Origin of the sequence: Mesobacillus subterraneus (genome assembly GCF_003937825.1) — a bacterium.
Lineage (GTDB): Bacteria > Bacillota > Bacilli > Bacillales > Cytobacillaceae > Mesobacillus > Mesobacillus subterraneus.
In genome coordinates this window covers 56122-79351 of the sequence record NZ_RSFW01000017.1, presented here as the reverse complement: position 1 = coordinate 79351, position 23230 = coordinate 56122, and the positions used below count along the sequence as shown (strand labels likewise).

27 protein-coding genes and 1 pseudogene are annotated in these 23230 nt (G+C 42.7%); 15 read left to right on the top strand and 13 right to left on the bottom strand.

The genetic code is table 11. From position 1 onward, the window contains the following. The first annotated feature begins 13 nt into the window (after nt 1-13). Nucleotides 14-1294: an imidazolonepropionase gene (gene hutI, locus EJA10_RS14865; protein ID WP_125480808.1), complete on the top strand. Its 1281-nt coding sequence runs from the start codon at nt 14-16 to the stop codon at nt 1292-1294. Next, entirely contained in the window at nt 1263-2210 is a 948-nt protein-coding gene (locus EJA10_RS14860) for an agmatinase family protein (RefSeq protein WP_125480807.1), read from the top strand. The genes hutI and EJA10_RS14860 overlap by 32 nt, the downstream gene beginning before the upstream one ends. A gap of 54 nt (nt 2211-2264) precedes the next feature. Here EJA10_RS14860 and EJA10_RS14855 read toward each other — a convergent pair whose 3' ends face one another. The 10 genes from EJA10_RS14855 to EJA10_RS23420 form a co-directional block, all read right to left on the bottom strand. Continuing rightward, on the bottom strand, nt 2265-2501 hold the full coding sequence (locus EJA10_RS14855) for a hypothetical protein (RefSeq protein WP_125480806.1): 237 nt from the start codon (nt 2499-2501) through the stop codon (nt 2265-2267). A 30-nt stretch (nt 2502-2531) separates the two neighbouring features. Continuing rightward, nucleotides 2532-2972 (bottom strand): spore coat protein, encoded by a 441-nt coding sequence (locus EJA10_RS14850; protein ID WP_125480805.1) that lies wholly within the window; start codon nt 2970-2972, stop codon nt 2532-2534. Between the two features lie 29 nt (nt 2973-3001). Beyond that, a complete protein-coding gene (locus EJA10_RS14845) occupies nt 3002-3472 on the bottom strand; it encodes a spore coat protein (RefSeq protein WP_125480804.1) in 471 nt (156 codons plus the stop codon). A gap of 131 nt (nt 3473-3603) precedes the next feature. Continuing rightward, nucleotides 3604-3819 carry a spore coat protein gene (locus EJA10_RS14840; protein WP_125480803.1) on the bottom strand — a complete coding sequence of 72 codons (216 nt, stop codon included), beginning with the start codon at nt 3817-3819 and terminating at the stop codon, nt 3604-3606. Between the two features lie 270 nt (nt 3820-4089). Continuing rightward, entirely contained in the window at nt 4090-5112 is a 1023-nt protein-coding gene (locus tag EJA10_RS14835) for an LLM class flavin-dependent oxidoreductase (RefSeq protein ID WP_125480802.1), read from the bottom strand. A gap of 166 nt (nt 5113-5278) precedes the next feature. Further along, nucleotides 5279-6013, bottom strand: a complete 735-nt coding sequence (locus tag EJA10_RS14830) for an exonuclease domain-containing protein (RefSeq protein ID WP_246017809.1) — start codon at nt 6011-6013, stop codon at nt 5279-5281. Next, nucleotides 6014-6988: a DUF294 nucleotidyltransferase-like domain-containing protein gene (locus tag EJA10_RS14825; RefSeq protein ID WP_246017808.1), complete on the bottom strand. Its 975-nt coding sequence runs from the start codon at nt 6986-6988 to the stop codon at nt 6014-6016. A gap of 74 nt (nt 6989-7062) precedes the next feature. Beyond that, a complete protein-coding gene (locus EJA10_RS14820; protein WP_125480801.1) occupies nt 7063-8376 on the bottom strand; it encodes an ammonium transporter in 1314 nt (437 codons plus the stop codon). Nucleotides 8377-8501: 125 nt separating this feature from the next. Beyond that, nucleotides 8502-8825 (bottom strand): MerR family transcriptional regulator, encoded by a 324-nt coding sequence (locus EJA10_RS14815; RefSeq protein WP_125480800.1) that lies wholly within the window; start codon nt 8823-8825, stop codon nt 8502-8504. A gap of 258 nt (nt 8826-9083) precedes the next feature. After that, nucleotides 9084-9227, bottom strand: a complete 144-nt coding sequence (locus tag EJA10_RS23420; protein WP_170169152.1) for a hypothetical protein — start codon at nt 9225-9227, stop codon at nt 9084-9086. Nucleotides 9228-9382: 155 nt separating this feature from the next. On the opposite strand from EJA10_RS23420, the gene EJA10_RS14805 reads away from it, so the two are divergent. From EJA10_RS14805 to EJA10_RS14780, 6 genes are all read left to right on the top strand, one after another. Continuing rightward, on the top strand, nt 9383-10249 hold the full coding sequence (locus tag EJA10_RS14805; RefSeq protein ID WP_125480798.1) for a dimethylarginine dimethylaminohydrolase family protein: 867 nt from the start codon (nt 9383-9385) through the stop codon (nt 10247-10249). A gap of 164 nt (nt 10250-10413) precedes the next feature. Beyond that, nucleotides 10414-11874, top strand: coding sequence for an alanine/glycine:cation symporter family protein (locus tag EJA10_RS14800; protein ID WP_125480797.1), 1461 nt, complete (start codon nt 10414-10416; stop codon nt 11872-11874). Nucleotides 11875-12066: 192 nt separating this feature from the next. Then, complete coding sequence (locus tag EJA10_RS14795) at nt 12067-12978, top strand: CBASS cGAMP-activated phospholipase (RefSeq protein WP_125480796.1); 912 nt, start codon at nt 12067-12069, stop codon at nt 12976-12978. A gap of 114 nt (nt 12979-13092) precedes the next feature. After that, nucleotides 13093-13362 (top strand): DUF1292 domain-containing protein, encoded by a 270-nt coding sequence (locus tag EJA10_RS14790; protein WP_125480795.1) that lies wholly within the window; start codon nt 13093-13095, stop codon nt 13360-13362. A gap of 105 nt (nt 13363-13467) precedes the next feature. Next, the gene (locus EJA10_RS14785; RefSeq protein WP_125480794.1) at nt 13468-14241 is read left to right on the top strand and encodes a class I SAM-dependent methyltransferase; all 774 of its coding nucleotides are present in this window, start codon (nt 13468-13470) and stop codon (nt 14239-14241) included. 53 nt (nt 14242-14294) lie between these two features. After that, entirely contained in the window at nt 14295-14564 is a 270-nt protein-coding gene (locus EJA10_RS14780; RefSeq protein WP_125480793.1) for a hypothetical protein, read from the top strand. Nucleotides 14565-14731: 167 nt separating this feature from the next. Here the strand turns inward: EJA10_RS14780 and EJA10_RS14775 are convergent, their stop codons facing one another. Next, nucleotides 14732-15886, bottom strand: coding sequence for a glycoside hydrolase family 18 protein (locus tag EJA10_RS14775; RefSeq protein ID WP_125480792.1), 1155 nt, complete (start codon nt 15884-15886; stop codon nt 14732-14734). 175 nt (nt 15887-16061) lie between these two features. On the opposite strand from EJA10_RS14775, the gene EJA10_RS14770 reads away from it, so the two are divergent. The 6 genes from EJA10_RS14770 to EJA10_RS14745 all read left to right on the top strand — a co-directional run bounded on the left by EJA10_RS14770 (nt 16062) and on the right by EJA10_RS14745 (nt 21723). Continuing rightward, the gene (locus EJA10_RS14770) at nt 16062-16853 is read left to right on the top strand and encodes an alpha/beta fold hydrolase (protein WP_125480791.1); all 792 of its coding nucleotides are present in this window, start codon (nt 16062-16064) and stop codon (nt 16851-16853) included. Nucleotides 16854-16920: 67 nt separating this feature from the next. Next, nucleotides 16921-17205 (top strand): DUF3219 family protein, encoded by a 285-nt coding sequence (locus EJA10_RS14765; protein WP_125480790.1) that lies wholly within the window; start codon nt 16921-16923, stop codon nt 17203-17205. Nucleotides 17206-17208: 3 nt separating this feature from the next. After that, nucleotides 17209-18204, top strand: coding sequence for an LLM class flavin-dependent oxidoreductase (locus EJA10_RS14760; protein ID WP_125480789.1), 996 nt, complete (start codon nt 17209-17211; stop codon nt 18202-18204). Between the two features lie 214 nt (nt 18205-18418). Next, entirely contained in the window at nt 18419-19135 is a 717-nt protein-coding gene (locus EJA10_RS14755) for a YebC/PmpR family DNA-binding transcriptional regulator (protein WP_125480788.1), read from the top strand. 177 nt (nt 19136-19312) lie between these two features. Then, the gene (locus EJA10_RS14750) at nt 19313-20554 is read left to right on the top strand and encodes an erythromycin esterase family protein (RefSeq protein WP_125480787.1); all 1242 of its coding nucleotides are present in this window, start codon (nt 19313-19315) and stop codon (nt 20552-20554) included. Nucleotides 20555-20679: 125 nt separating this feature from the next. Then, on the top strand, nt 20680-21723 hold the full coding sequence (locus tag EJA10_RS14745) for a mechanosensitive ion channel family protein (RefSeq protein ID WP_125480786.1): 1044 nt from the start codon (nt 20680-20682) through the stop codon (nt 21721-21723). A 22-nt stretch (nt 21724-21745) separates the two neighbouring features. On the opposite strand, the gene EJA10_RS14740 is transcribed toward EJA10_RS14745, so the two are convergent. Together EJA10_RS14740 and EJA10_RS14735 are read right to left on the bottom strand one after the other, a co-directional pair. Beyond that, on the bottom strand, nt 21746-22021 hold the full coding sequence (locus EJA10_RS14740; RefSeq protein WP_125480785.1) for a hypothetical protein: 276 nt from the start codon (nt 22019-22021) through the stop codon (nt 21746-21748). Nucleotides 22022-22217: 196 nt separating this feature from the next. Further along, on the bottom strand, nt 22218-22862 hold the full coding sequence (locus tag EJA10_RS14735) for an SDR family oxidoreductase (protein WP_125480784.1): 645 nt from the start codon (nt 22860-22862) through the stop codon (nt 22218-22220). A gap of 162 nt (nt 22863-23024) precedes the next feature. On the opposite strand from EJA10_RS14735, the pseudogene EJA10_RS14730 reads away from it, so the two are divergent. Continuing rightward, nucleotides 23025-23209 (top strand): annotated as a pseudogene (locus tag EJA10_RS14730) (YbxH family protein). Nucleotides 23210-23230 lie beyond the last annotated feature (21 nt).

Here is a 23230-nt window from a genome sequence, read left to right as displayed (position 1 = left end):
AAGGATGGTTAATATGAACTTTGATTTGCTTGTCTACAATATTGGGCAGCTTATTCTGCCCAGATTTACTGGAAATGCTTTAAAAGGAGAAGAAATGAAGCAGTTGGCTGTAAGGGAGTCGGCAGCTTTTGGAGTAAACGATGGAAAAGTGGCCTGGATTGGAAGCAGCACAGAAGCAGAAGGCTACAATGCAAAGTTAAAGTTGGATGCTGAAGGAAAGGTTGTATCCCCGGGTTTAGTGGATCCGCATACTCATTTGGTGTTCGGCGGTTCTCGGGAGCATGAGCTGGCACTGAAGCAAGAGGGAGTACCCTATCTGGAAATATTAGCTCGAGGCGGAGGTATCTTATCTACTGTTGAGGCAACGAAGAATGCTGCACTTCAAGACCTTGTAGAAAAGGCAAGCTTCCATTTGGAGCGTATGGTCTCGCATGGTGTGACAACAATGGAAGCTAAAAGTGGTTATGGCCTGGAAAGAGAAACGGAATTAAAGCAGCTAAGTGTAATCCATAAATTAAATGAGAAATATCCCATCTCCGTAGTCTCAACGTTTTTGGGACCGCACGCCATTCCTCCAGCTTATAAAGGGAAAGAAAATGAGTTTTTGCTGGAAATGTTGGATGTACTTGAAGAGATAAAGGAAAAGAAGCTGGCAGACTTCGCAGATATTTTCTGTGAAACGGGTGTCTTTACCATTGATCAGTCGAGGGTATTTTTACAAAAAGCAAAAGAGAAAGGATTTGGATTAAAAATTCATGCAGATGAAATCGATCCTTTGGGTGGGGCGGAATTAGCTTCATCCTTAGGGGCAGCGAGCGCAGATCATTTAGTTGCAGCATCGGATGAAGGAATCAGAATGCTGAGTGAAAGTGACACGGTAGCTGTACTCTTGCCAGGAACGACCTTCTATTTAGGAAAAGACCAATATGCCAGGGCTAGGAAAATGATTGATGAAGGTGCTGCGGTTGCACTTGCTACAGATTTCAATCCTGGCAGCTGTGTGACCGAAAACCTTCAGTTCATTATGTCCCTTGCAGCTTTAAAATTAAAAATGACAACCGAAGAAATCTGGAATGCAGTCACAGTTAATGCAGCATGCGCAATAGGCAGGGGCAAAGAAGCAGGTACATTGGATGTAGGGAGACAAGCAGACTTCGTCATATGGGATGTGCCGAACTACAAATATATTCCTTACCATTATGGCGTTAACCATGCGAAAAGAGTATTTGTTTCTGGAGAAATGATATGGGAGAGGATACCTTTTGGGGAATTTCAGTTATCTGGAGCCAGGTAAACCTGCGATCTTCAAAGATCAATATGTAACTAAAGTCAACGAATGTATCGTTCCTTTTACGGAAGGTGAAAAAGGAGAAATTGGGTTGATTGGCCTGCCCTTTTCGAAAACATCCATTTCATTTTCCCAGGCAGCAGAAGCACCAAAAGCAATCAGGGCTTGCTTGAGTGGTTTTTCCACTTACTCAGGGGAACAGGAAAAAGACTACAAGGATGTAAAAATGATTGACTTCGGGGATGTGCTGACACATCCAACCAGTACTGATGAGACAATCAAGCGACTGTATACGAGTGTCAAAGAAATGGTTGATAAGGATGTATGTGACCGCTATATCCTGCTGGGAGGAGACCATGGAGTAAGCTATCCAGCGATAAGGGCGTTTCAAGAGAAGTATGGAACTGTAGGTGTCATACAATGGGATGCTCACCACGATGTCCGAAATTTGGAAGATGGGGGCAGAACGAATGGAACCCCATTCAGAAGCTTGCTGGAAGGCGGTTTTATTAAAAGAGATCACCTTGTCCAACTTGGTATAAGGGACTTTGCCAATGCAAAGAAATATCATGAATATACCAAAGAAAAAGGCGTGGCTGTCTATACAATGGCAGATATAGAGTCAGAAGGTATTGTTCACATTATTAAGAGGGAGATTGAGCGGTTGTCAGGACTTGTTGATTTCATCTATTTATCAGTAGACATGGATGCAGTTGACCAGGCTTTTGCACCCGGCTGCCCTGCTATTGGCCCAGGTGGACTTACAAGCAGGGAGCTCTTGTGCAGTATTTCAGAGGCTGCCAGTCATGAAAAAGTTTTAGCAATGGATATTGTGGAAATTGATCCGTCAAAAGATTTTAGGGATATCACCAGCAGACTGGCAGCAAGTTCTATGCTGCACTTTATGTATGCCGCCAAATAAAAAATTGCCAAATATTTAGGCCTGTAGACTTTTAAAAAGTTACAGGCCTTTTTGTTACTTATTATTTAACAATTTATCAAGCATGTTGGAGAGAGAAGAGTTTGGCTGAATGTTTTCCGGAGAAAATTGTTGCTTCAACGCCTCTCTCATTTTCCCCTGGCTATTGTTTAAATTGTCTTGAAGTTTTTTGTAGTTTCGCTTTGATTGTCGTTGCCTCATCAGGTTGTCCATGAGCTGTTCATTCATTTTGCGCATTTGTTCGACCATATCTTTGGTGTTTTGATTATCCATCCCTTAACCTCCTTCTCAGCTGTCTGGCTATTAAAGAACATCCAATTTGACGACTACAGCAATCAGGATTTGCAGAAGGGCTTGAATGTTGACAGCAACATCTGTATCAGTAGTTGTTACCTTTACATGTTTGGAGCTTTCAATAATTGTTTTTTGAGTGTTTCTTTGTTTAGTCTTCATAACTTGTTTGATATCCTGCACAACAGCATTTCCACGATCGGTATCGCCGATAGTGATGCTGATGACTGCTGCAATAGCAGCTTGAAGTCCTAACTGTAAGGAGACAGCCGCTTGTGTATCAGTCGTTTGTACATCAACACCTTCAGAATCTTTAATAATGATCCATTCGAAGGACTGTTGGTCAGTTTTCATAATTTGGTCACCGTCTTGCAAAACTGTTGCTCCGTCATCGCATTTGTCTTTTCCTTTATCGCAGTGATCCAAAGCTCTCCACTTTTTATCTTCACTCATTTTTTTCACCTCTTTTTTTAAAAGTTAAATTACAATACGTCCAGCTTTACTACAACAGCAACCAAAACTTGAAGCAACGCCTGGATATTGACTGCCAAGTCAGTATCAGTAGTAGTTACATTGATATCCTTAGAGTTTTTAATGATGATCTTTTGCTTGTTTGTTTGCTCAGATTCTAGTTTCTGGGAAATCTCTTGTGCAATTTTGCGGCCGCGGTCTGTATCTCCAACAGTAATGCTTACGACTAGTGCGATTGCTAATTGTAAGCCCACCTGAAGAGAAACTGCTGCCTGTGTGTCTGTTGTTTGGACACAAATGTTGCAGGAATCCTTAATCCAAATTAGTTCGTCAGAATCCTGCTCAATTCCGGAAAACTGGAATCCATCCTGGACTACGTCTCCATCTTCTTTATTAGACTTATGTTTACCATCGTCGTATTTATCGCCGTGGTACCCATAACCCTGAGGTTTGCCAAATTCATGGTAATTCTTACTTGCCATTTATCTCACTCCCTTTTTCTTGGTATGGAATATCATATTAGCTTTACTGGAGGATAGATTGTGTATATTCACTAGAAGCCTATTAATTTTTTAAAAAAAAAACGCCCTTTTTTAAGAGCGTTATATTTAGGCTACTTATCAGTATTCTTTTTTGAATTACTTGTGTTTAAGAAAGTGTCTACCTGTTTACTTAAATCCTCAACTAAGTCCCTGATTGCTTGTTTTTTATCTTCTGTTATTTTACTCTTGACATCTTCTGTATTGATGCCGTTTTTCTTGAACAGGTCATTTACGAGCAAGTCAATAATACTGTTTGGAATTCCGTTAGGCTTTTTATCATCTGCCATCTCCATCTCTCCCTTTGTAAATATCGTCGTATTAGACTATGCTGACCAGTTCTGATAAGTCACAAGAGTTTATATATATACCTACAAAGGAAGGCCTTTTTTCTGAAAATAAAAAATATGGTGAGAACCCGTGTAAAAAGAGAATGAAAATAATTGGAGTTTGAAGTATAGAGAGAGGGGATATAACATTCTTTTTTTGGAATTAAATGATTGCAGATAGGGCCTTTCTGATATATGGGGAAAAGAGAAGGATCTAGATGCCCTTCTCCTTTAATATTTTTCTTTAAAAACATCGGCTATGATTTCAAACGACTTCAGCCTTGCATGATGATCAAAAATCTGGGCATTGATGATCATTTCATCTGCCTGTGTTTCGTCAAGGAATTGCTGGAGCTTTATTCTTACCGTTTCACGGCTGCCGACGATAGAGGCCCCGATCCTGCTGTCAAGGAGCATTTTTTCATGCTCGCTCAACTGATTTTCCAAATTTCTGACCGGAGGGAGCAGAGGGCTTGGATTATTCCTGAACAGATTCAAGAACTGTTGTTGCATGGAGGTTGCCAGGAATTGCGCTTCCTCATCCGTTTCAGCGGCAATGACATTTACTCCTACCATGGCATACGGTTCCTGCAGTACCTCTGATGGCTGGAAGTTCCTGCGATAGAGTTTTAATGCACCCAATGTATTCTCTGGTGAAAAGTGGCTGGCGAATGAAAAAGGCAATCCGAGTTGTCCTGCAAGCTGTGCGCTATAGCCGCTTGATCCAAGAAGCCAGATCGGAATGTTCAGTCCCTCACCAGGTATGGCCCTGACACTGCGGTATTGGGAATCAAGCTCAGGATTAAAGTAAGCTCGTAATTCATCAAGCTGTTCTGGGAAATCCTGGCCATCATTGCGCCTTTCCCGCCTTAAAGCATAAGCTGTCACCTGATCGGTACCAGGTGCACGCCCGAGTCCAAGATCAATCCGTCTAGGAAATAAAGATTCAAGCGTCCCAAATTGCTCAGCAATGACAAGTGGTGCATGGTTTGGAAGCATGATTCCGCCAGAGCCGACCCTGATGGTGCTAGTTCCAGCTGCGACATGACCAATGACCACCGAAGTAGCTGAGCTGGCGATTCCAGGCATGTTATGGTGTTCCGCCAGCCAATAGCGATTGTAGCCCCATTTCTCAGCATGCTGTGCAAGGTCCAATGTATTCTTGAAAGCATCTCCTGCTGTGCCGCCCTCAATGATTGGCGAAAGATCCAGGATTGAATATTTTATATCGTTCAACCGTTTAGAGTCTGTCATTTTCATCTTCCTTTTTTGAATAAATTGAAGCAGGAAAGAAACATTTTTACTATTCCCTGTATCTGTCTATATCATAGTATCAATTATCTTTCGGTAATCAAAATAAAATGATTCGAGATGTGTGAAATGAGGATAGGGTGGAGGAAGAAGCGGAAAAGGGGTTTTGCTATCTTAACCTGGAAAGGTATTCGTACACCTCCCGCAAATTTTTATATCCCTTTTCCTCGGCCATTCTTAAATCATGGGACCACAATCGTGCGGCCATTTTAGCATCAGCGAGGGCATGGTGCCGATTGTTCGTCTCAAAACCGTACTCTTCGCAGATTTTTTCCAACGGCTTGGAGGGAGCAAAAGGATGATGTATTCTCCTTAAAAAAGATGTATCAATTATTCTGCGATCGAATTTGAAAGGGAGGAGGCTGCGGTAAGCTTTCTTCATAAATGCTTCTTCATGCTTTGCGTGGTGGGCCACTAATACATTGCTGCCTATGAAATCGAGGAATTTCAGCAACACCTCAGCCTCATCAGGGGCTGTCTGCAGCATGCCGTCGTTTATTTTTGTTAAAAGGGACACTTCTTCTGGTATGGTTCTATGCGGATTCACTAAAGAATAGAAAACTTCATTTTCTTTTATAAGAGACCCTGTCACCTTCACTGCCCCTATGGAGATGATTGCATCTCCTTTTTCAGGGTAAAAGCCTGTCGTTTCGAGATCAAAGACTGTAACCTGTAATTTATCCAGGGGGCAATCAAGTACGTCTTTATTTTTCATCTCTTTTTGCAGCTGCCTTAAGAATGAAAGTTGCTGCGGGTTTGCAGAAACTGGCACTCCTGCGTAGATGTTAGACCCAAGCCTGCCGGTCATCTGACTGAAAAAACGGATCATATTATTCCCTAACAATCACTGTATCCTCCTTTCAATCAGTCTGCTGGTTTTATCATGTAACTCTTTCCCTGCCTTAAGGATCTGCTTGAGTTCCTTTTTATCTTCCTTGGATAAATGTTCTACCCTTATAAAATGGCCGCTTTCATAATCCGTTTGAAGAGCATGGGCAAGTCTGAAAGATAGTAGTGCGTTGAAGTTTTCGATATAGTATTTTTTCTCCTGGGGAGCAATAATGGAATCAGGAACGGAGCTGATTCTAGTTCGAGTATCAGTTGATTCTATGCCGCAGTAAAAGGAGAGCAGCCTGGCTGCATTGACAAATGGTAAAATAGCCGTTTCCTTAATATTGATACAGCCAGAAAAGGGGCCATGGGTCTCAACAAGCAATTGGCCAAGCACCCCGATTCCTTTTTTGGAATGCATCGTATTTTCAAGCATTCTTGTTAGCAGCTTTTCACTTTTTACAGAGTTAGCTGTGTTCTCTTTTATTAAATGGAGTAAACTTGATTCTCCAAAAACAGGCCTGGCGTCGGCAAGAATAAGCAAATGCCTGATAGACTCCCAAGAAATGGTGCTGGTCCAGTGCTGGACTTGTTGTTGCCATTCGGCACGGGATTTACACCAAAGTGGATTGCTCGCCATTACATCTCCACTGCATTTTTTATACCCGGCTTGCTCTAATCCTGCAGAGATTTCTGAACCCAAGTGCAAGAAATACGTAAGATGGTGTTTTGAGTCATCTTCAAAGGCAATTCCATGGTCCTGATCACTCCAAATGGATTGCTCCAATCTTCCTGCGCTTCCCATCACAAAGAAACAGAATGGGGAAGGAGGCTTGCCGTGTCTCAAGGTAAGCCTTGATATTGCTGCTGATATGATATAGCCATAGATGACATCATGGAACTTATTCAGGTTTTCATGCTCCAAAACCAAATCGTTGATTGTTTTCCAGCGAAACTCACTTATTTCCTCAAAAGTTTTCATTTCCATCGACTGTTTATCCCGCCTTTCACTATAAAAAAATACGGCTGGCCCATACGAGGGACCGCCGTATCATGCCGACCCTAATTGACTGTTGACTGCTGTACAGCTAGAGGGGAAGGGGTGTTATTTGCGTTTTTAATGCTTTTGGCGGCTTCATTATTCACCAATTCAGGATAACCGTAGCTTCCGTGCTCGCTGAGATCGAGACCGATGATTTCTTCCTCTTCGGTTACTCGCAGCCCGTTCATGGCTGTTTTCATGACCAATAGAATAATGAACGAAACAAGGAAAGCGAAGGTACCGGACGCTGCTACACCCAGTGCCTGAACCCCCAGTTGCGCTAATCCGCCGCCATAGAACAAGCCTGGTTCCCCAACAGTCGCCAGCTCAGGGGTGGCAAACAAGCCTGTCGATAATGTACCCCACACCCCAGCTGTTCCGTGCACAGATAACGCAAAGATTGGGTCATCTATCTTTCTGCTTTCAAAGAACCGGATACTGTAGAATACAAGGATTCCAGCAACCAGACCAATGACAACTGCCGCCCAGGTATCAACAAATGCACAGGAGGCAGTGATGGCGACAAGTCCTGCCAGTGCGCCGTTAAGCATCATGGGTACATCTGCTTTGCCGACGACAATCCATGAAATCAGGAGGGCTGCGACTGTTCCTGCTGCTGCGGCAAGATTTGTGTTAAGTGCGACAAACCCGAAAAATGCACCATCCACTGAAACCGTGCTTCCTGCATTGAAACCGAACCATCCTACCCATAACAACAGAACACTTAAGGCCGTAAAAACCTGATTATGTCCCTCGATATTATTTGCTGAACCATCTTTGTTGAATTTGCCTATGCGGGGCTTAAGCAGAATGGTCGCTGCCAGTGCTGCCATAGCCCCGGTAAGATGGACAACGGTCGAGCCTGCGAAATCCTGTTTCCCGTGTTCTGCAAGCCAGCCTCCGCCCCAGATCCAATGAGCGACGAAAGGATAGACAATAATAGAGAAAAGAAGTGCGAAAATGAGATAGACCGACAGTTTAGCTCTTTCAGCAAATCCGCCAAATGCAATGGTCAATGATATTCCGGCGAAAGCAAGCTGGAATAAAAAGAAAACGGAACCAGAAAGCCCTAACCCTTCAACTTCATAGCCGGAATAGAAAAAGTCGGAAAAACCAATGATCGAGTTTCCTTCTCCGAAAATAAGTCCATAGCCCACTGCCCAGAAAACAAGCGAGGATATTCCGAATGTCAGGATGGTTTTTCCGGCAATATGGCCTGCGTTCTTCATTCTTGTCGAACCAGTTTCTAACAGGATAAAGCCTCCGATCATCAAAATGACCAAAACACCAGAAATCATGACCCACATACTGTTCATCAAAAACAATGTATCCATTTTTGTTCCCCTTTCAAATAGTGATTTGTAGTTTGTATTCTCGCATTAAAAGTACTGGATAACTACAACCGTGTAAGGAAACCTAACATTGTTTTTGAAAAAATAAGACCTTCCATTCCGGAAGGTCAGTGTTTGCGGACGCCAAATCTAGCGTTGAGCTGGCCTTGAATCATTTTCTTGTGTGCTTCTGCATCTTTGTGTTTCTTATCCCTGATCATTTCCTGACGTATTTCATAGGTTTGGACGCCATCTTCAATTTTATTTGCTATCTCTACAAGCTGCTCTACATCAGCAAAAGAATATCTCCTGCTGCCGCCTGGAGTGCGGTCAGGGAAGATTAATTTCCGTTCCTCGTAATAACGGATCTGCCGTTCAGAAAGTCCGGTCAATTCCTTGACGATTCCAATTGTTATTACTTTTTTCTCTTTATAGGAAGACTCATTTGCCAAGCTTAACACCACACTTTAGTAAAGTTGTTTTAGTTTATGTTATATTTTCTCACATGAAACTGATTTTGCAAAGATTTTTAATTTTTCGTGCACTTAATCTCACGATTGAGTAGATCTTTAAGTTCAGTAACAGTCATCTTTTTTAATTCCGTTTCACTCATATTCGTCATACCTGAATTAAGCAAGTGCTGAATATAATGTTCCTTTAGTTTATCTATGGCAGACCGCAAAAAGATAGACATTGGCAGCGCCTCCTTATTAAAGTTCATTTTGAACATTGCGCAACAACTCGATTGCCTCATTGCCATGCTTCTTTAAAAGTTCCTCGTAAATTTCATCCCTTAGGAGATCAAGAAAGACCAGCAAATGTGCCAGGGTAAAATCATCTTTTTGTGTATTCATGTTAATCCCACCTAACTCTTGATTTACCAATCGTACTCAATTCCCCAGGGAAAATCAGTGAATGTGTGAGGATTTCTGACCGGATTTTGCATTCGAGGTAATGAATGAATGAGAAAAAGGAAAACCTATAATGATTTGTCAAAGGAGGAATGAGGATGGAACACAACAGCCAGCCTGAAAATAGAGGATGGGTCAAAAATGAATACGATGTCCTTAAGAAGGTCATCCTGTGCAGTCCCCAATATATGACAATCCGTGAGGTAATAAATGAAACGCAAAAACATTTTAAGGATGAAGGGATACATATAGAGGTGGCCTTGGAGCAGCATAATGAATTCGTCAGTACCCTGAGAAAAAATGGAGTGGAAGTCATCTTGCTTCCATATCATAAAAAGTACCCTGAGCAAGTGTTTACACGAGATATCGGGTTTACCCTGGGGCAAACCATTTTCGTGGCCGAAATGGCGAGTGAAGTTCGTAAAGGAGAGGAAGACGTACTGAAGCAATGGCTTGAGGACGAGGAAATTTCCTATTATAATCTGCTTGGCGACCAGGTTGAAGGCGGAGATGTTGTCATTGACCAGGATACGGTCTATGTTGGACTAAGCAATCGGACGAATCAACAAGCAGCTGATCATTTACAAGCACTTCTCCCGCAATTCGAAGTGCGCGCAATTCCTTTCAAAGCTGAATATCTGCATTTGGACTGTGTCTTTAATGTGGTGTCCCAGGATGTTGCATTGATCTATCGCCCTGCTTTAACTCAGGAAGATATTGAGCTGTTCAGTTCAAAATATGAGTTGATTGATGTAAGTGAAGAGGAGCAGTTTACCTTAGGAACAAACGTACTGTGCATAGGTAATAAACGCATATTCAGCCTTCCCGTCAATAAAGGAGTAAATGAACAGCTGCGAAATAAGGGATTTGAAGTGATTGAAGTGGATATTACCGAAATCATAAAATCCGGGGGATCATTCCGCTGCTGTACAATGCCAATCCTCCGCGAAAAAAGCACCATGTAGTGTATTCTAAATGACCCAGTCGCACCCTCTTACCCAGTGAGAGGGTGTTTTTGTACAGGCGTAAAAATAGTTTTCTGTTAAATATCACATTTTGATTGTCCTTCCGAGATAATTGTCTTATAATTCAAAATAGAAAGAAATCAATTTTGTAAAGGGGGATTCATTTGGAAGCTTTTATTAATTGGTTAAATGGGGTTTTATGGAGCACACCAGTCATCTATACCATTTTGGGAATAGGGTTGCTCTTCTCCATCCTGACACGATTCTTGCAGGTAAGACACATTAAGGACATGGTTATGCTCATGTTCAAGGGCAGAAGTTCCGATGCGGGTGTTTCATCTTTTCAGGCCTTATCTATTGCTTTATCTGGCCGTGTAGGAACTGGTAACATTGCTGGTACGGCAACAGCAATTGCGATGGGTGGTCCGGGAGCTGTTTTCTGGATGTGGACGATTGCATTTATCGGTGCAGGAAGTGCATTTGTGGAATCAACTTTAGCGCAAATCTACAAGGTAAAACAAGATGGTCTTTATCGTGGGGGTCCAGCCTATTATATTGAAAAAGGGCTTGGAATCAGATGGTTCGCCATTGCGTTTGCCATTGCTGCACTTCTGGCAATGTCGCTGTTAATGCCAGGCATCCAGTCCAACTCCATTGCATTAGGTTTGGAAAACGCTTTCGGCATCAGCAAGACAGTAACAGGATTGGTCGTAATCGCTCTTCTTGCTCTGATTATTTTTGGCGGTGTCAAAAGGATCGCTACAGTAGCACAGTATACAGTTCCATTCATGGCTGTCGGCTATATTCTGGTTGCTCTTGTTATTATCGGTATGAATATCTCTGAAGTTCCAGCTGTCTTCAGCTTGATTTTCAAGAGTGCATTTGGTGCTGACTCTATGTTTGGCGGTATTCTTGGCAGCGCAATCGCGTGGGGCGTAAAACGCGGTATTTATTCCAATGAAGCAGGACAGGGTACTGGTCCTCACGCAGCAGCAGCAGCGGAGGTTTCTCACCCTGCAAAACAAGGTCTTGTCCAGGCATTCTCTGTTTATATTGATACTTTATTCGTATGTTCGGCAACAGCATTCATGATTCTCTTCACAGGCATGTTCAATACTGTCGGTGCAGACGGAGGCTTCCTTGTTGAAAACTTGAAAGGTGTGGAGGCAGGGCCAGGATATACCCAGGCAGCGGTTGATTCCGTTCTTCCAGGCTTTGGAGCAGAATTCGTCGCAGTAGCACTATTCTTCTTCGCTTTCACAACAATCATGGCTTATTATTACATGGCTGAAACAAATATTGCCTACCTTCTAAGAGGAAGAAATGGCAAGGTGCCAATGTTTATTCTGAAGGTAGTTATCCTAGCAGCTACATTCTATGGAGCGGTAAAGGAAGCGGCACTTGCATGGGCGCTTGGGGACGTAGGACTTGGATTGATGGTATGGCTTAACCTTATTGCCATTGTCCTTCTGGCCAAACCAGCCTTGCTGGCTCTCAAGGATTATGAGGAACAGAAAAAACAGGGACTTGATCCAGTTTTCAACTCCAAAAAACTTGGCATAAAAAATGCGGAGTTTTGGGAAGAGGAGTATTCCTACAAGCCGGATAATGAGAAAGTTTCATAAGCAGTACAACGAGGAGCTGGCCCTGTATAGGCCGGCTCTTCTTTTATGAAGGCTCTCTTGGTTAACTAGGGATGCGGTTATATGTTCAAAAGCAACAGTTCTTGTGAGAAAAGCCTTATTAAAAGGATTCTTTCATATTGTTCGGCATGATAGGGAAGGATGAAAATAATATGGACAAATCGGGGGATTCACATGAAACTGTTATGTATTGATGGCGGTGGGGTAAGAGGTGTGTTCCCGATTGCAATTTTACAGGCAATAGAGGAAGAGTACGGAAAGCCAGTGGGGGATTTATTTGATTTGATTGCAGGTACCAGTACCGGGGCCATCATTGCAGCCTCTGCTGCTTTAGGTAAACCAATGCAGGAAGTGATGGAAAGTTATCAGACGTATGGGGAGAAAATCTTCGATAGAAAAGCGAAGGTAGGTTATTTCAAGAGTGTGTACAGCGATCGTTATCTGAGAAGATTGCTCAAGAAAGCTTTTCATGAATTCGCGCTTAGTGACATAAGGAAACCACTCGTCATTCCGGCGGTAGATATTACACATGGAAAGCCGTATGTTCATCGGTCGGATTATGGATTTGCAGAGGAGGAAGAACTCTCAATAAAATTATGGGATGCGGTTTTATCCTCCTGCTCTGCGCCCATCTATTTTCCGCCTAACAATGTCAATAATCAATATCTGTCCATCGATGGCGGGTTGTGGGCCAATAATCCATCACTTGTGGGGGTTACAGAGGCACTGCATCATTTTAAGGCAGATTTGGCTGAAATTAAAATCTTTTCCATTGGAACAGGATTGCAAAATATCGATTTCACCAAGGAGCAAGAATCCCATTGGGGAATCCGACAGTGGCTGCCATTTCATTTTCCATCCATGAAGGTTACGCCAAAATTGTTGGACCTGGCAATGGATTTATCTTCCGAATCTGTGTCATACCATTGCCGGCTGTTGCTTGGCGGCCATTACTTGCGCTTGAATAAAGAGCTCTCACAGGAAATCCCTTTTGATGACTTTACTTATATGGAGGAGTTGGCAGAACTAGGAAGGAATGTCTATCAGCAAAATAAAAAACACATTTCTGCTTTTTTATTTAGGTGATCTTTCGTTTTGAAGTCCTCAGTTTAGGGGAAAATGTCAATGATAGTCGTTATGCTTGCGAACATGTACTTGTTAGTGCGGGCAGGCATTTCATAAAAGATAGGGGGAACAATCATGGAAAAAATCGAAGTCGGGGAAGTTTTCCTGATCAGTGACGAAAATGATGCAGAACAGGAAGTTGAAGTGATTGGAACGGTGACAATTGAAGGGACAGACTATGCAGCAGTAAGTTTTGTTGAAGACCTTCAGGAAGAAACAGACGAGGACATCGATATCTTTTTTCTGAAAGTGGATGAAGAAGGTGACCTGGCCGCGATTGAATCTGATGATGAATTTGAAAAGGTGTCGGCTGCATTTGATGAGATGATGAGCGAAGAACAGTAGAAGGGGGAGGGTGCAACCCTCTCTTTTTTATATGGATTTTTACCTTCTGTAAAACTTTTCCTTTATTTGTTATGATAACTATACGAGGAGAGAGGGGGATATAGGATGAAAGAAAAAGAAGCTGTTAAAGCTCAATTCGGCAAGAATGCAAGCCACTATGTAAAGAGTAAATCACATGCGAAGGGTCAGGACCTGGCCATGGTCGTCGACCTTGTTCGGGAAGCTGGAGTTACAGGAAACCTTTTGGACATTGCAACAGGCGGGGGGCATGTAGCAAATGCACTCGCTCCATACTTCAGCAATGTCACTGCCTATGACCTTACTGAATCTATGTTAAAAGAAGCTGAGAAGTACATTACCTCAAATGGCCATGCAAATGTTTCGTATGTCCAGGGAGATGCAGAAAGCATTTCCTTTGCAGAAGAGTCATTTGAAGTAGTGACCTGCAGGATTGCTGCCCATCATTTTCCCCATGTCGACCGTTTTGTGGGAGAGGTATTTAGGGTATTGAAAACAGGGGGATTATTTATATTGATTGATAACAATGCCCCCGAAAATGATGTCTACGATCACTTCTACAATAAGATTGAAAAAATGCGGGATCGAAGTCACTTCAGGGCATATAAAAAATCTGAATGGATTTCTTTATTGGAGAATTCCGGTTTTAATATCAAGAGGATGTACACCTTTGAGAAAAAATTTCATTATGACACATGGTGCACAATGATGGACCTTCCAATACAGGAGAAAAGTGAACTGACTACATACATGGTTGCTGCTCAGAAAGATCTAAAAGATTACTTTTCTATTGAAATTGCAGGAGGAGAGGTCATTGCGTTCCAAGGTGAAAGCATGCTTCTGTCGGCATTTAAGAAGTAAAAGAGGGAAATGGCTGCTGCCCGTCGAATAGGTTTTTAAAGGAGTTGATAAAATTGGATAGCGTCATACTAGTTACCTTCAAAATCAAGGGTATCCCAATTCCCATTAAAATAGCATCAACAAATGAACCAACGCGGGAGCAAATCCTCAAAAAAATCTCGGATTTGGCCAATGGATATGACTTGACTGGCGAAATCCAATTTAAGAAGCTTCTTAAAGAAAATGGCCATAAAATGTATATATATGAAATCGGTAACCGCAAATGCATGGTTCTTGTCGAAAGACTCGAAAAAATAAAAGAGTTTGAAGAAATAAGTTCATAGTCAAACAATAAACCCAGGAGATGACACTCCTGGGTTATTTCTTTAAAGACAATTGCATTTCAACCCACCACCGTAGTTTTTACTGCCAGCTTATTCAAGCAGCCCATAAACGGTGTCCACCGACCAGAATGGAATCCACTAAAAGAAAAATGAAGCCCTTGGAGGCTTCAATGTTCGTTGCGAGTGTAATAGCGGGGATCACTTTTGTTTTTTAGTTCTGAGGCGATCAATGCAGCAGCACTGTTTCCTCCTTTCGCATCCAGCCCTGCTTCCCACAGCATCAGCCCGCCCAGCTGGTAGACGTTGGCCAGTTCGGTCTTCTTTTTCAAAGTGGAATGGCCATTATAATGATACGTCGTTCCATTCAACTTTGCTTGATCCTTTTTAGCATGTTCAGGATTGGTCTTCATGAGTGCATCGTATGAAATCTGTTTGATGGCTGGATCCTCTGGCTGGGCGTACAATGGAACACCAAGGGTGAGTTTGCTTCTTGGAAAGCCATGCTGATCAAACAGGCTGGTCCAATACGCTGCTATATTTTCAGAATAGGAGTAAGGGGATAGATTTGCCGCATTGTAATCCCCGTCCCAATGCCCGTCATAAGCCATCACATTGACGTGATCAAAGTACTTGAACATGCCGGGATCGAACACAACGGAATGGATTTCGGTTCCCGTCACACTGTGTACCTTAGCGTTTACTGCAATGGAAAGTTCTTTTCCTTTAGGTTTGAGTTTCTCGCTCAGTTCTTGGGCGAAAGCAGTCAGGAATTTAGCGTCTTCCTTGGAACGAGGGTGCTCAAAATCAATGTCGATTCCATCGAGCTTTTCTTGATCTGTTAAACTTGCAAGCTCTTGAACTAATCTTTTTCTGGAATCAGGCTTGGAGATCGCCGTTTTAAAATATTCATAAGATTCCCCGCCATTTATATGAAACCATCCACCGATGGCCAGGATCGCTTTCGTATTGTTCTTGTGTGCCAACGTTACGATGGTGCGTAAGTTCTTAACAGCCTGGTCCCCATTCAGGAGCAAACCGCCCTCTGCTGTAGGATGGGCGAAAGAAAAGATGACATGTGTCAAACTTTTATAATCGATTTCTTGAGGATTCCTGAAATCCTGGACATAACCAATCAGAACCTTTGAATCTTGCTCTTGCCTCTGAGGTTCGAGTTTCGCTTCAGGGTTTTTTAATGAATAGGAAGCAAAGGAACTGCCTGGGATGTTTTTAGGTTTTTGTATATTCGTATATTGAATGCCTGATATAAAACCCCCAATGAAGGTCAGGAAAAGGACCATCAAGAGCAGCATGCGTTTATTCATGTGGATTCCTCCCGAGTTGTATCAACCTCAAAATTGTACCAGAGATGAACGGTCAATTGAGGTGGTAATATCCGCCTGTTACTTCATTCATTCCATTCATAAGGTGTTCTTCAAGAGATTATTAAGCTTGTTTGTGGGAATATATAAATAGATAGAATAGATAGGAGCGGAAAAAATGGAATCCAAAAGTTTACATGCAGGCAATACTGAAATTAGCTTTTACGACCAGGGAAGCGGAAAGCCTGTCGTCCTGGTCCACGGTTTTGCAGGGAGCAAGCTTTATTGGGAGAAGGTTCTCCCGGAGCTGGCGGTTCAGCACCGGGTGATTGCCCTGGATTTGCCAGGTCATGGCGAGTCTGGTATGGGCCAGGAAAAGTATAGTATTGAAGAGATGGCAGGAGTTATAAAAGACATGATTGAGCAGTTAGGGCTGGAGAAAGTGACCATGTTCGGTCATTCGCTGGGAGGTTATATCACCCTCGCTTTTGCGGAGCTTTATCCAAAATACCTAAATGGATTTTCGTTAGTGCATTCGACAGCGAATCCGGATTCAGAGGAAGCTAAAGCAGCCAGAGGGACGAATGCCGACAAGGTACAGGCTGAGGGCCCAAAAGAGTTTATCGACGGCCTTTCCAAGAAGCTTTTCGCACCGGATTATTCTGAAGCGGGTGCTCAAGATATAGCAGAGGCAGCCGAAATTGGCATGAAGACTTCAATAAAAGGTATGGTAAGTGCTTTGCTGGCGATGAGGGACAGGGCAAATCGAAACCATGTCCTGGAGAAAACAGGCTTGCCTGTCCTTCTTATTGCTGGTGAACAGGATCAAATAGTGCCGCCCGAGAAGAGTTTTACAGTGGAAAAACCTAATATCGGGAAATATATTATCGAGGGTTCCGGCCATATGAGCATGTATGAAAAGCCGGATGATTTGGTTCAGGCAATGAAGGGGTTTCTTGAGAAAATATAGCTCGAAACAGTCTGTCCATTCAGGGCAGACTTTTCTATTATTCGATAGAAGAAAGGAATGAAGTCGAGTGGGCAGCCAGTTGGTTCTAGATGGTCAATCGATCCTTTTAAAAAGTATAGATATTAAGCAAGTTGAAGGTAAAATGAGAATTTCTGCAGAATTCAATGTAATAAGCGAGAAGTACCACGAGATTACTACGTTATTGTATAAAGGTATATTTGATATAGAGATACCAGAAGCTGAAATCGCTTTTAGAGGTAAAATCATTGAGTATTCCACATCTGTCACCAATTTATATAAAAGTGACCAGGTGGGAGTTTTTAAAGTGGATTTTTTGGAAGAAAAGGAGTAAGCCATGAAATTGAGTATTCTGGATCAGGCGCCGGTCTCATCGAATCAGTCTGCAAAAGACGCTTTGGAACAATCAATCATGCTGGCACAAGCAGCAGAGGAACTTGGTTATTCCCGTTATTGGATCGCGGAGCATCATGATCTCCAGGGACTAGCCTGCCCTGCGCCTGAAGTGATGCTAGCTGCAATTGGAGCACGTACGAACAGGATTCGGATTGGGTCTGGGGCGATATTGCTGCCCCACTATAAACCTTTTAAAGTAGCAGAACTCTTCAATTTACTCGCGACTTTGTTTCCGGGAAGGATTGATATCGGAATTGGCAGGGCACCAGGTGGAGCGGCAGAAGTGACCGGTGCATTATCTGATCATTTCTTGCAAAATGTCTGGAAGTATCCCCAATCGATAAAGGAATTGCTGCATTTTTTGAACAATGATCATCCCGAAGGAAGTGATTTGGCAAAAATCAAAGCAGCCCCGCTCCCTGATATAAAGCCTGAACCGTGGCTGCTGGGCACAAGCAGGAAAAGTGCTTTGCTCGCAGGAGAATATGGGATGGCCTACGCTTTCGGATTATTCATGAGCGACAAAGATGGCGAGGAGATCGTCAGGTACTATCATGAATCCTTCAAGCCCGGCAGTATCCAAAAACCAGAAGTGATTCTAACCATTTCAGCAATATGCGCTGACACGTTTGAAGAAGCAGAAGACATTGCTCTAAGCTCGCTCATCTGGAGTATCCAGACAGGGAAAGGTGACGGTGGTGCAGGTGTCCCTTCAATTGAAGAAGCAAAGCAGTATAAACTTACAGGTTCGGAAAAAGAAACATTAGAGGACTTGAAAAGAAAAATGATTATCGGGGATCCGCAACAGGTAAGAAAAAAATTGCTTGCCTTGCAGGAGCAATATGGCACAGACGAAATCATGATTGTGACGATTGCCCATTCACCAGAAGATCGCTTAAAATCATATAGGCTAATAGCCGAAGGACGCTCTATCTAGGATTAATCTTAGTTTAGATGAGCTTGAAAAATGGGAATCCCTCCATGGAGGGATTCTGGGACCTGCCATTTAATAACACGATGGCTCAGTCTCCTTCAGAATCTTTCCCCTTAACAAATCCTCCATTTAATGTATAATATTATCTGTGAAAGACTGTGTCCACATGAAACATGTGTGGAACGGGATCTGATATAAGTGAAAGAGAGTGGGAAATATGGGTCGTAAATGGAACAACATCAAGGAGAAGAAAGCGTCCAAGGATGCAAATACCAGTCGTGTTTATTCTAAATTCGCTCTAGAAATCTATGTTGCAGCCAAACAAGGAGAGCCTAATCCTGATTCCAACCAGCCATTGAAGTTCGTCTTGGAAAGAGCCAAGACATATAATGTACCACGGGTGATTATTGACCGCGCGATCGAGAAAGCAAAAGGCGGCGGCGATGACAACTATGACGAGCTACGTTATGAAGGATTTGGCCCTAATGGTTCCATGCTGATTGTCGATGCCCTGACGAACAATGTTAACCGAACAGCATCCAATGTCCGTGCGGCATTCGGAAAAAATGGCGGAAACATGGGTGTGAGCGGATCGGTTTCCTATATGTTCGATGCCACAGCTGTCATTGGTTTCGAAGGAAAAAGCGCTGAAGAGGCACTTGAAATTCTGATGGAAGCAGATGTGGATGTCCGTGACATCCTGGAAGAAGACGATTCTGTCATCGTTTATGGTGAACCCGATCAGTTCCATGCGATTCAGGAAGCTTTCAAGAATGCAGGCATTACTGATTTTACGGTAGCTGAATTGACAATGCTTGCCCAGAATGACATCAAACTTGATCCTGAAGCACAGGCCCAGTTCGAGAAGCTGATCGATGCATTGGAGGACTTGGAAGATGTTCAGCAGGTTTATCATAATGTTGAATTAGATTAAATATTAAAGAACCCATTCCCTTTCAGGAATGGGTTTTTTAGATTCTCTTGCAAATGGTTTGGGTAGATTAAGGGATAAGAAAGGTTCTGAATGGCTTGTGTTTACCCAAAAACGTCTAGATAACTTAACAGAATCATCCGCTCTCATTAAAAGCCGAACGAAAGAAGGTGGTACAGCATGGACAGGCAAGAAAAGCTCATTGAATCGATTAAGAAGCATGGAGTAAGATTCGACACATATGACGATTTGGACGCAATCGTGGAAGCTGCTGGGTATAAGGAGTTTGTATTACTTGGCGAGTCCTCCCACGGCACTTCCGAATTTTATACCATCAGGGCAGAGATCACCAGGAGACTTATTGAGGAAAAAGGCTTTGCGATTATCGCAGTAGAGGGTGATTGGCCTTCATGTTTTACCGTTAATCAATATATTAAAGGCTTTATCCAGGGTGATGCCCGTTCATCATTGAAGGACTTTGATCGCTGGCCAACATGGATGTGGGCAAATGAAGAAGTTCTTGAATTGGTCAAGTGGCTCAAAGACTATAATGATCTAGCAAAAACAAAAGTGGGATTTTATGGGCTTGATGTATATAGTTTGTGGGAATCGATGGAGGAAATCATCAACGTTCTGGAAAAGATTTCGCCTGAAAATGTTGAATCGGCTAAAACCGCCTTTGCTTGTTTTGAACCTTTTGACCGGCGTGGTGAGAACTATGCGATTTCTTCCGCTTATTATGGAGAGGACTGCACTGAAGAGGTCATCAGGGTATTGATTGATTTGCAAAAAAAACGAAAAAGCTATCCAAAAGACAAAGAAGGCGACCTTAACCTCGAAGTGAACAGCCTTGTAATGCTGGACGCAGAGCGATACTATCGGGCAATGGCCAAGGGAGGAGCGGAGGACTGGAATATCCGTGATACCCACATGGTAAGTGCGCTGGAAAAAATCATGCTTGCCCATGGGAATGGTGCCAAAGCGGTTATCTGGGAGCATAATACGCATATTGGTGATGCAAGGGCGACAGATATGGCGGAAGAGGGCCTCATCAATGTTGGGCAGATTTTAAGAGAGAAATATGGCGAGAAAGTGTTTGCGCTCGGTTTTGGCACCCACCATGGCACCGTAATAGCTTCAAAAGAATGGGGAGGCGCTGTTGAGGCAATGGAATTGCCAAATGCACAATCAGGAAGTTGGGAGGATTCCATGCATCGTGCAGCTGCACACGATCAATACTTACTTTTTTCTAAGGATAATGAAATGGAATTTAGTGAGGTTATTGACCATCGTGCGGTAGGCGTTGTCTATCACCCTGAAATGGAGCATTTGGGCAATTACGTGCCATCAAGGATGGCCAAAAGGTATGATGGCTTCATTTATATAGATGAAACATCTGCATTGGTTCCCCTGAAATATTAACGATAAAAAACGTCCCTTGCTTCAGGGACTTTTTTCCTGCCGAGGAAGGCAGCCCTTTTTATGTAAGTTTATCATCTGGGCTTTTCAGGAATAGACTGGTATAACGATTAAATAGGTGGTTGTATATGATTGATTCTTTTATCAGGGATATTTCACGTGATGATATTATCAGACTTGCCATATTTTTGGCATTCATCATGATCGGCAACTGGCTGATCAAAAAAATCGCGAAGCATACAGGTGATAAAGATACCAAATTCCAGCAAAGGGTGCTTCCAGTTATTGATTCGCTTGCGGATTGGGTAACGTTTTATGGGATTATCATCTTGCTCCTGTTTACCTTTTCAAAGACACAATGGCTTTTTTATCCGTTATACACGCATGGTGAAGTGGATGTAACAATTTTGCTTTTGGTCATAGCGTTCTTGATTGTTTCGCTTGCACATAGACTTGTGAAATTGTTCAACAGGTACGTTTTATCTTCCGTCTATGAGTACTATGGGGTAGACAGAGGGTTAGGCTATACGTTCAATCGGATCATTTACTATACCGTGATGTTCGCAGCTATGGCAGTGAGTTTGACAAGTGTTGGCATTAACCTGACTGCGTTGGGTGCGATTCTTGGCGTCCTTGGAATCGGAATAGGTTTCGGGATGAGGAATATCGCAGGTAACTTTGTTTCAGGCCTGATCATTTTATTCGAACGGCCGATTGAAGTAGGGGAAGTCATTCAGATCAATGATAAGATTGGCCGTGTTGAAAGGATACGGCTTCGCTCAACTGTCATCCGCACAGCCAAGGAGGGAGTATTGGTCGTCCCTAACCAATATTTTATCGAACAAATTATCAAGAATCGGACCAGTGCCAAAATGACTGCAGAAGTGAAGGTAAGTGTCGCCTTTGGCATCGACAGTCATCTGGTGGAGAGTCTTCTTGAACGAGCTGTTAAAGACATCAAGGAAAGTTCTCCCGGCATACTCGATTTTCCAGAGCCCAATATTCGCTTCGTAGATTTTCACAGTAAAGCAATGGACTTCCTGATAGAGATCCCAGTAGAAAACTTTGAAATTAAAGAAAAAATAGAAAGCCAGTTAAGACACACGATAGCCAGCATATTCGTTGAGCATAATATCCAGCTGCCGAGTATAAAAGTTCAGGTAAAAGAATGAAAAAAGGGGCGGTTCTGCTGTTTTAACAAAAACAGGAGAACCGTCCCTCTGTTTCGTTTCTCGGCAGATACTTTCCATTTGGAAGCTTCTCTACTAGGTCGAATTCGACCAGTTTTTTTAAAGACAGGTTGCAATATGCTGCGGCATCGTACTTGTCTCTGCCAACTTTCATTCCGATTTCCCTGGGACCGATACCAGGATAATCAAATTCATTTCTTTCTCCATTGGATAATTCACATAGAGCGGCAAAGATCTTTTTATCCTTTTCAGTCAGCTGTTTTTTTGAATGCTTGTTCATGAGGACCTCCAGGAAAATATGTGTTAGGTACTATATATACATAATTCCGGCAAGTTCTCAATTGAACGCTTAAAAGGGAAAACAGTGAATCCATTATTTTTCCCAAATAGCATCCCCTCATTCCGGGAAGAGGAAGCTATTTGGTGTTGAAATAAAAGGGAATCGGGATAATGCTTAAGAGAATTTCCCAATAAATCTAAAGCTTTTTCAGTGCATCTTTAATTTCTACATCTCCTGAAATGAGATCAAACGATTTCCAGAAAGTATTCTCTTCATTAAGCGCTGCGAAAATCGTCTTCGCTACATCACTTCTTGGTATGCTGCCTCTATCCAGATTCTCGGCAACTTTTACTTTGCCGGTTCCTGTTTCGTTGAGAAGTCCGCCCGGCCTGATGATTGTATAATTTAAACCGCTTTGGAGGAGAATTCTGTCTGCGTAGTGTTTAGCTGCGTAATAAGGCTTGATTGCTTCAGACCAGTTTTCCCGATTGTGCGCCTGGAGTGCGCTTACCATAATGAACCGTTTGATTCCTGCTTTCTCTGAAGCCTCTACGGTTTTCGCGGCACCATCCAAATCGATCAGCAATGTTTGATCAAGCCCGGTATGTCCTCCTGAACCTGCTGTAAAAACAATCGCATCGCATCCACATGCAGCGGCAGCAATTTCATCCACCGTGCCTTCAAGGCTGGCGAGTACTGTATCAATTCCTTTTTCCCTGAATGTTGCTTCCTGTTCCTGTTTCCTGATCATTGCCCTGACTTCATGGTGTTTACTATCGTGTATCATCTCGACCAGCTGTTTGCCTATTTGTCCATTGGCGCCTACAACTAAAACTTTCATATAGAATCCCTCCAGACATATAAAGAAGAGCAAATTTAGGCTCTTCTACGACTATACTCTACCCTTTAATTGTGATAATAAAAATGTTACGGATAATATGACGGCTAAGATAGGCGTAATAGGGGATAACAAAAGAAAAGATAGGCTGGAGGTTGATTTTGTTTGGGAGCAATCGAACGCAATGGCTATGTTTTTGAGCCTGAATACAGTGTAATCAGCCAGGATGGAGCCATTCATGTATTGGCGAGTTTATCGAGGAGGTCAAGTTTTCTTTTAATGGCAAGGCACCCGATCTAGATGAAATTCAGCGATTAATTGATGAATACTGCCATAACAATAAGATATAAGAAAAAAACAGCGGCTCTAGA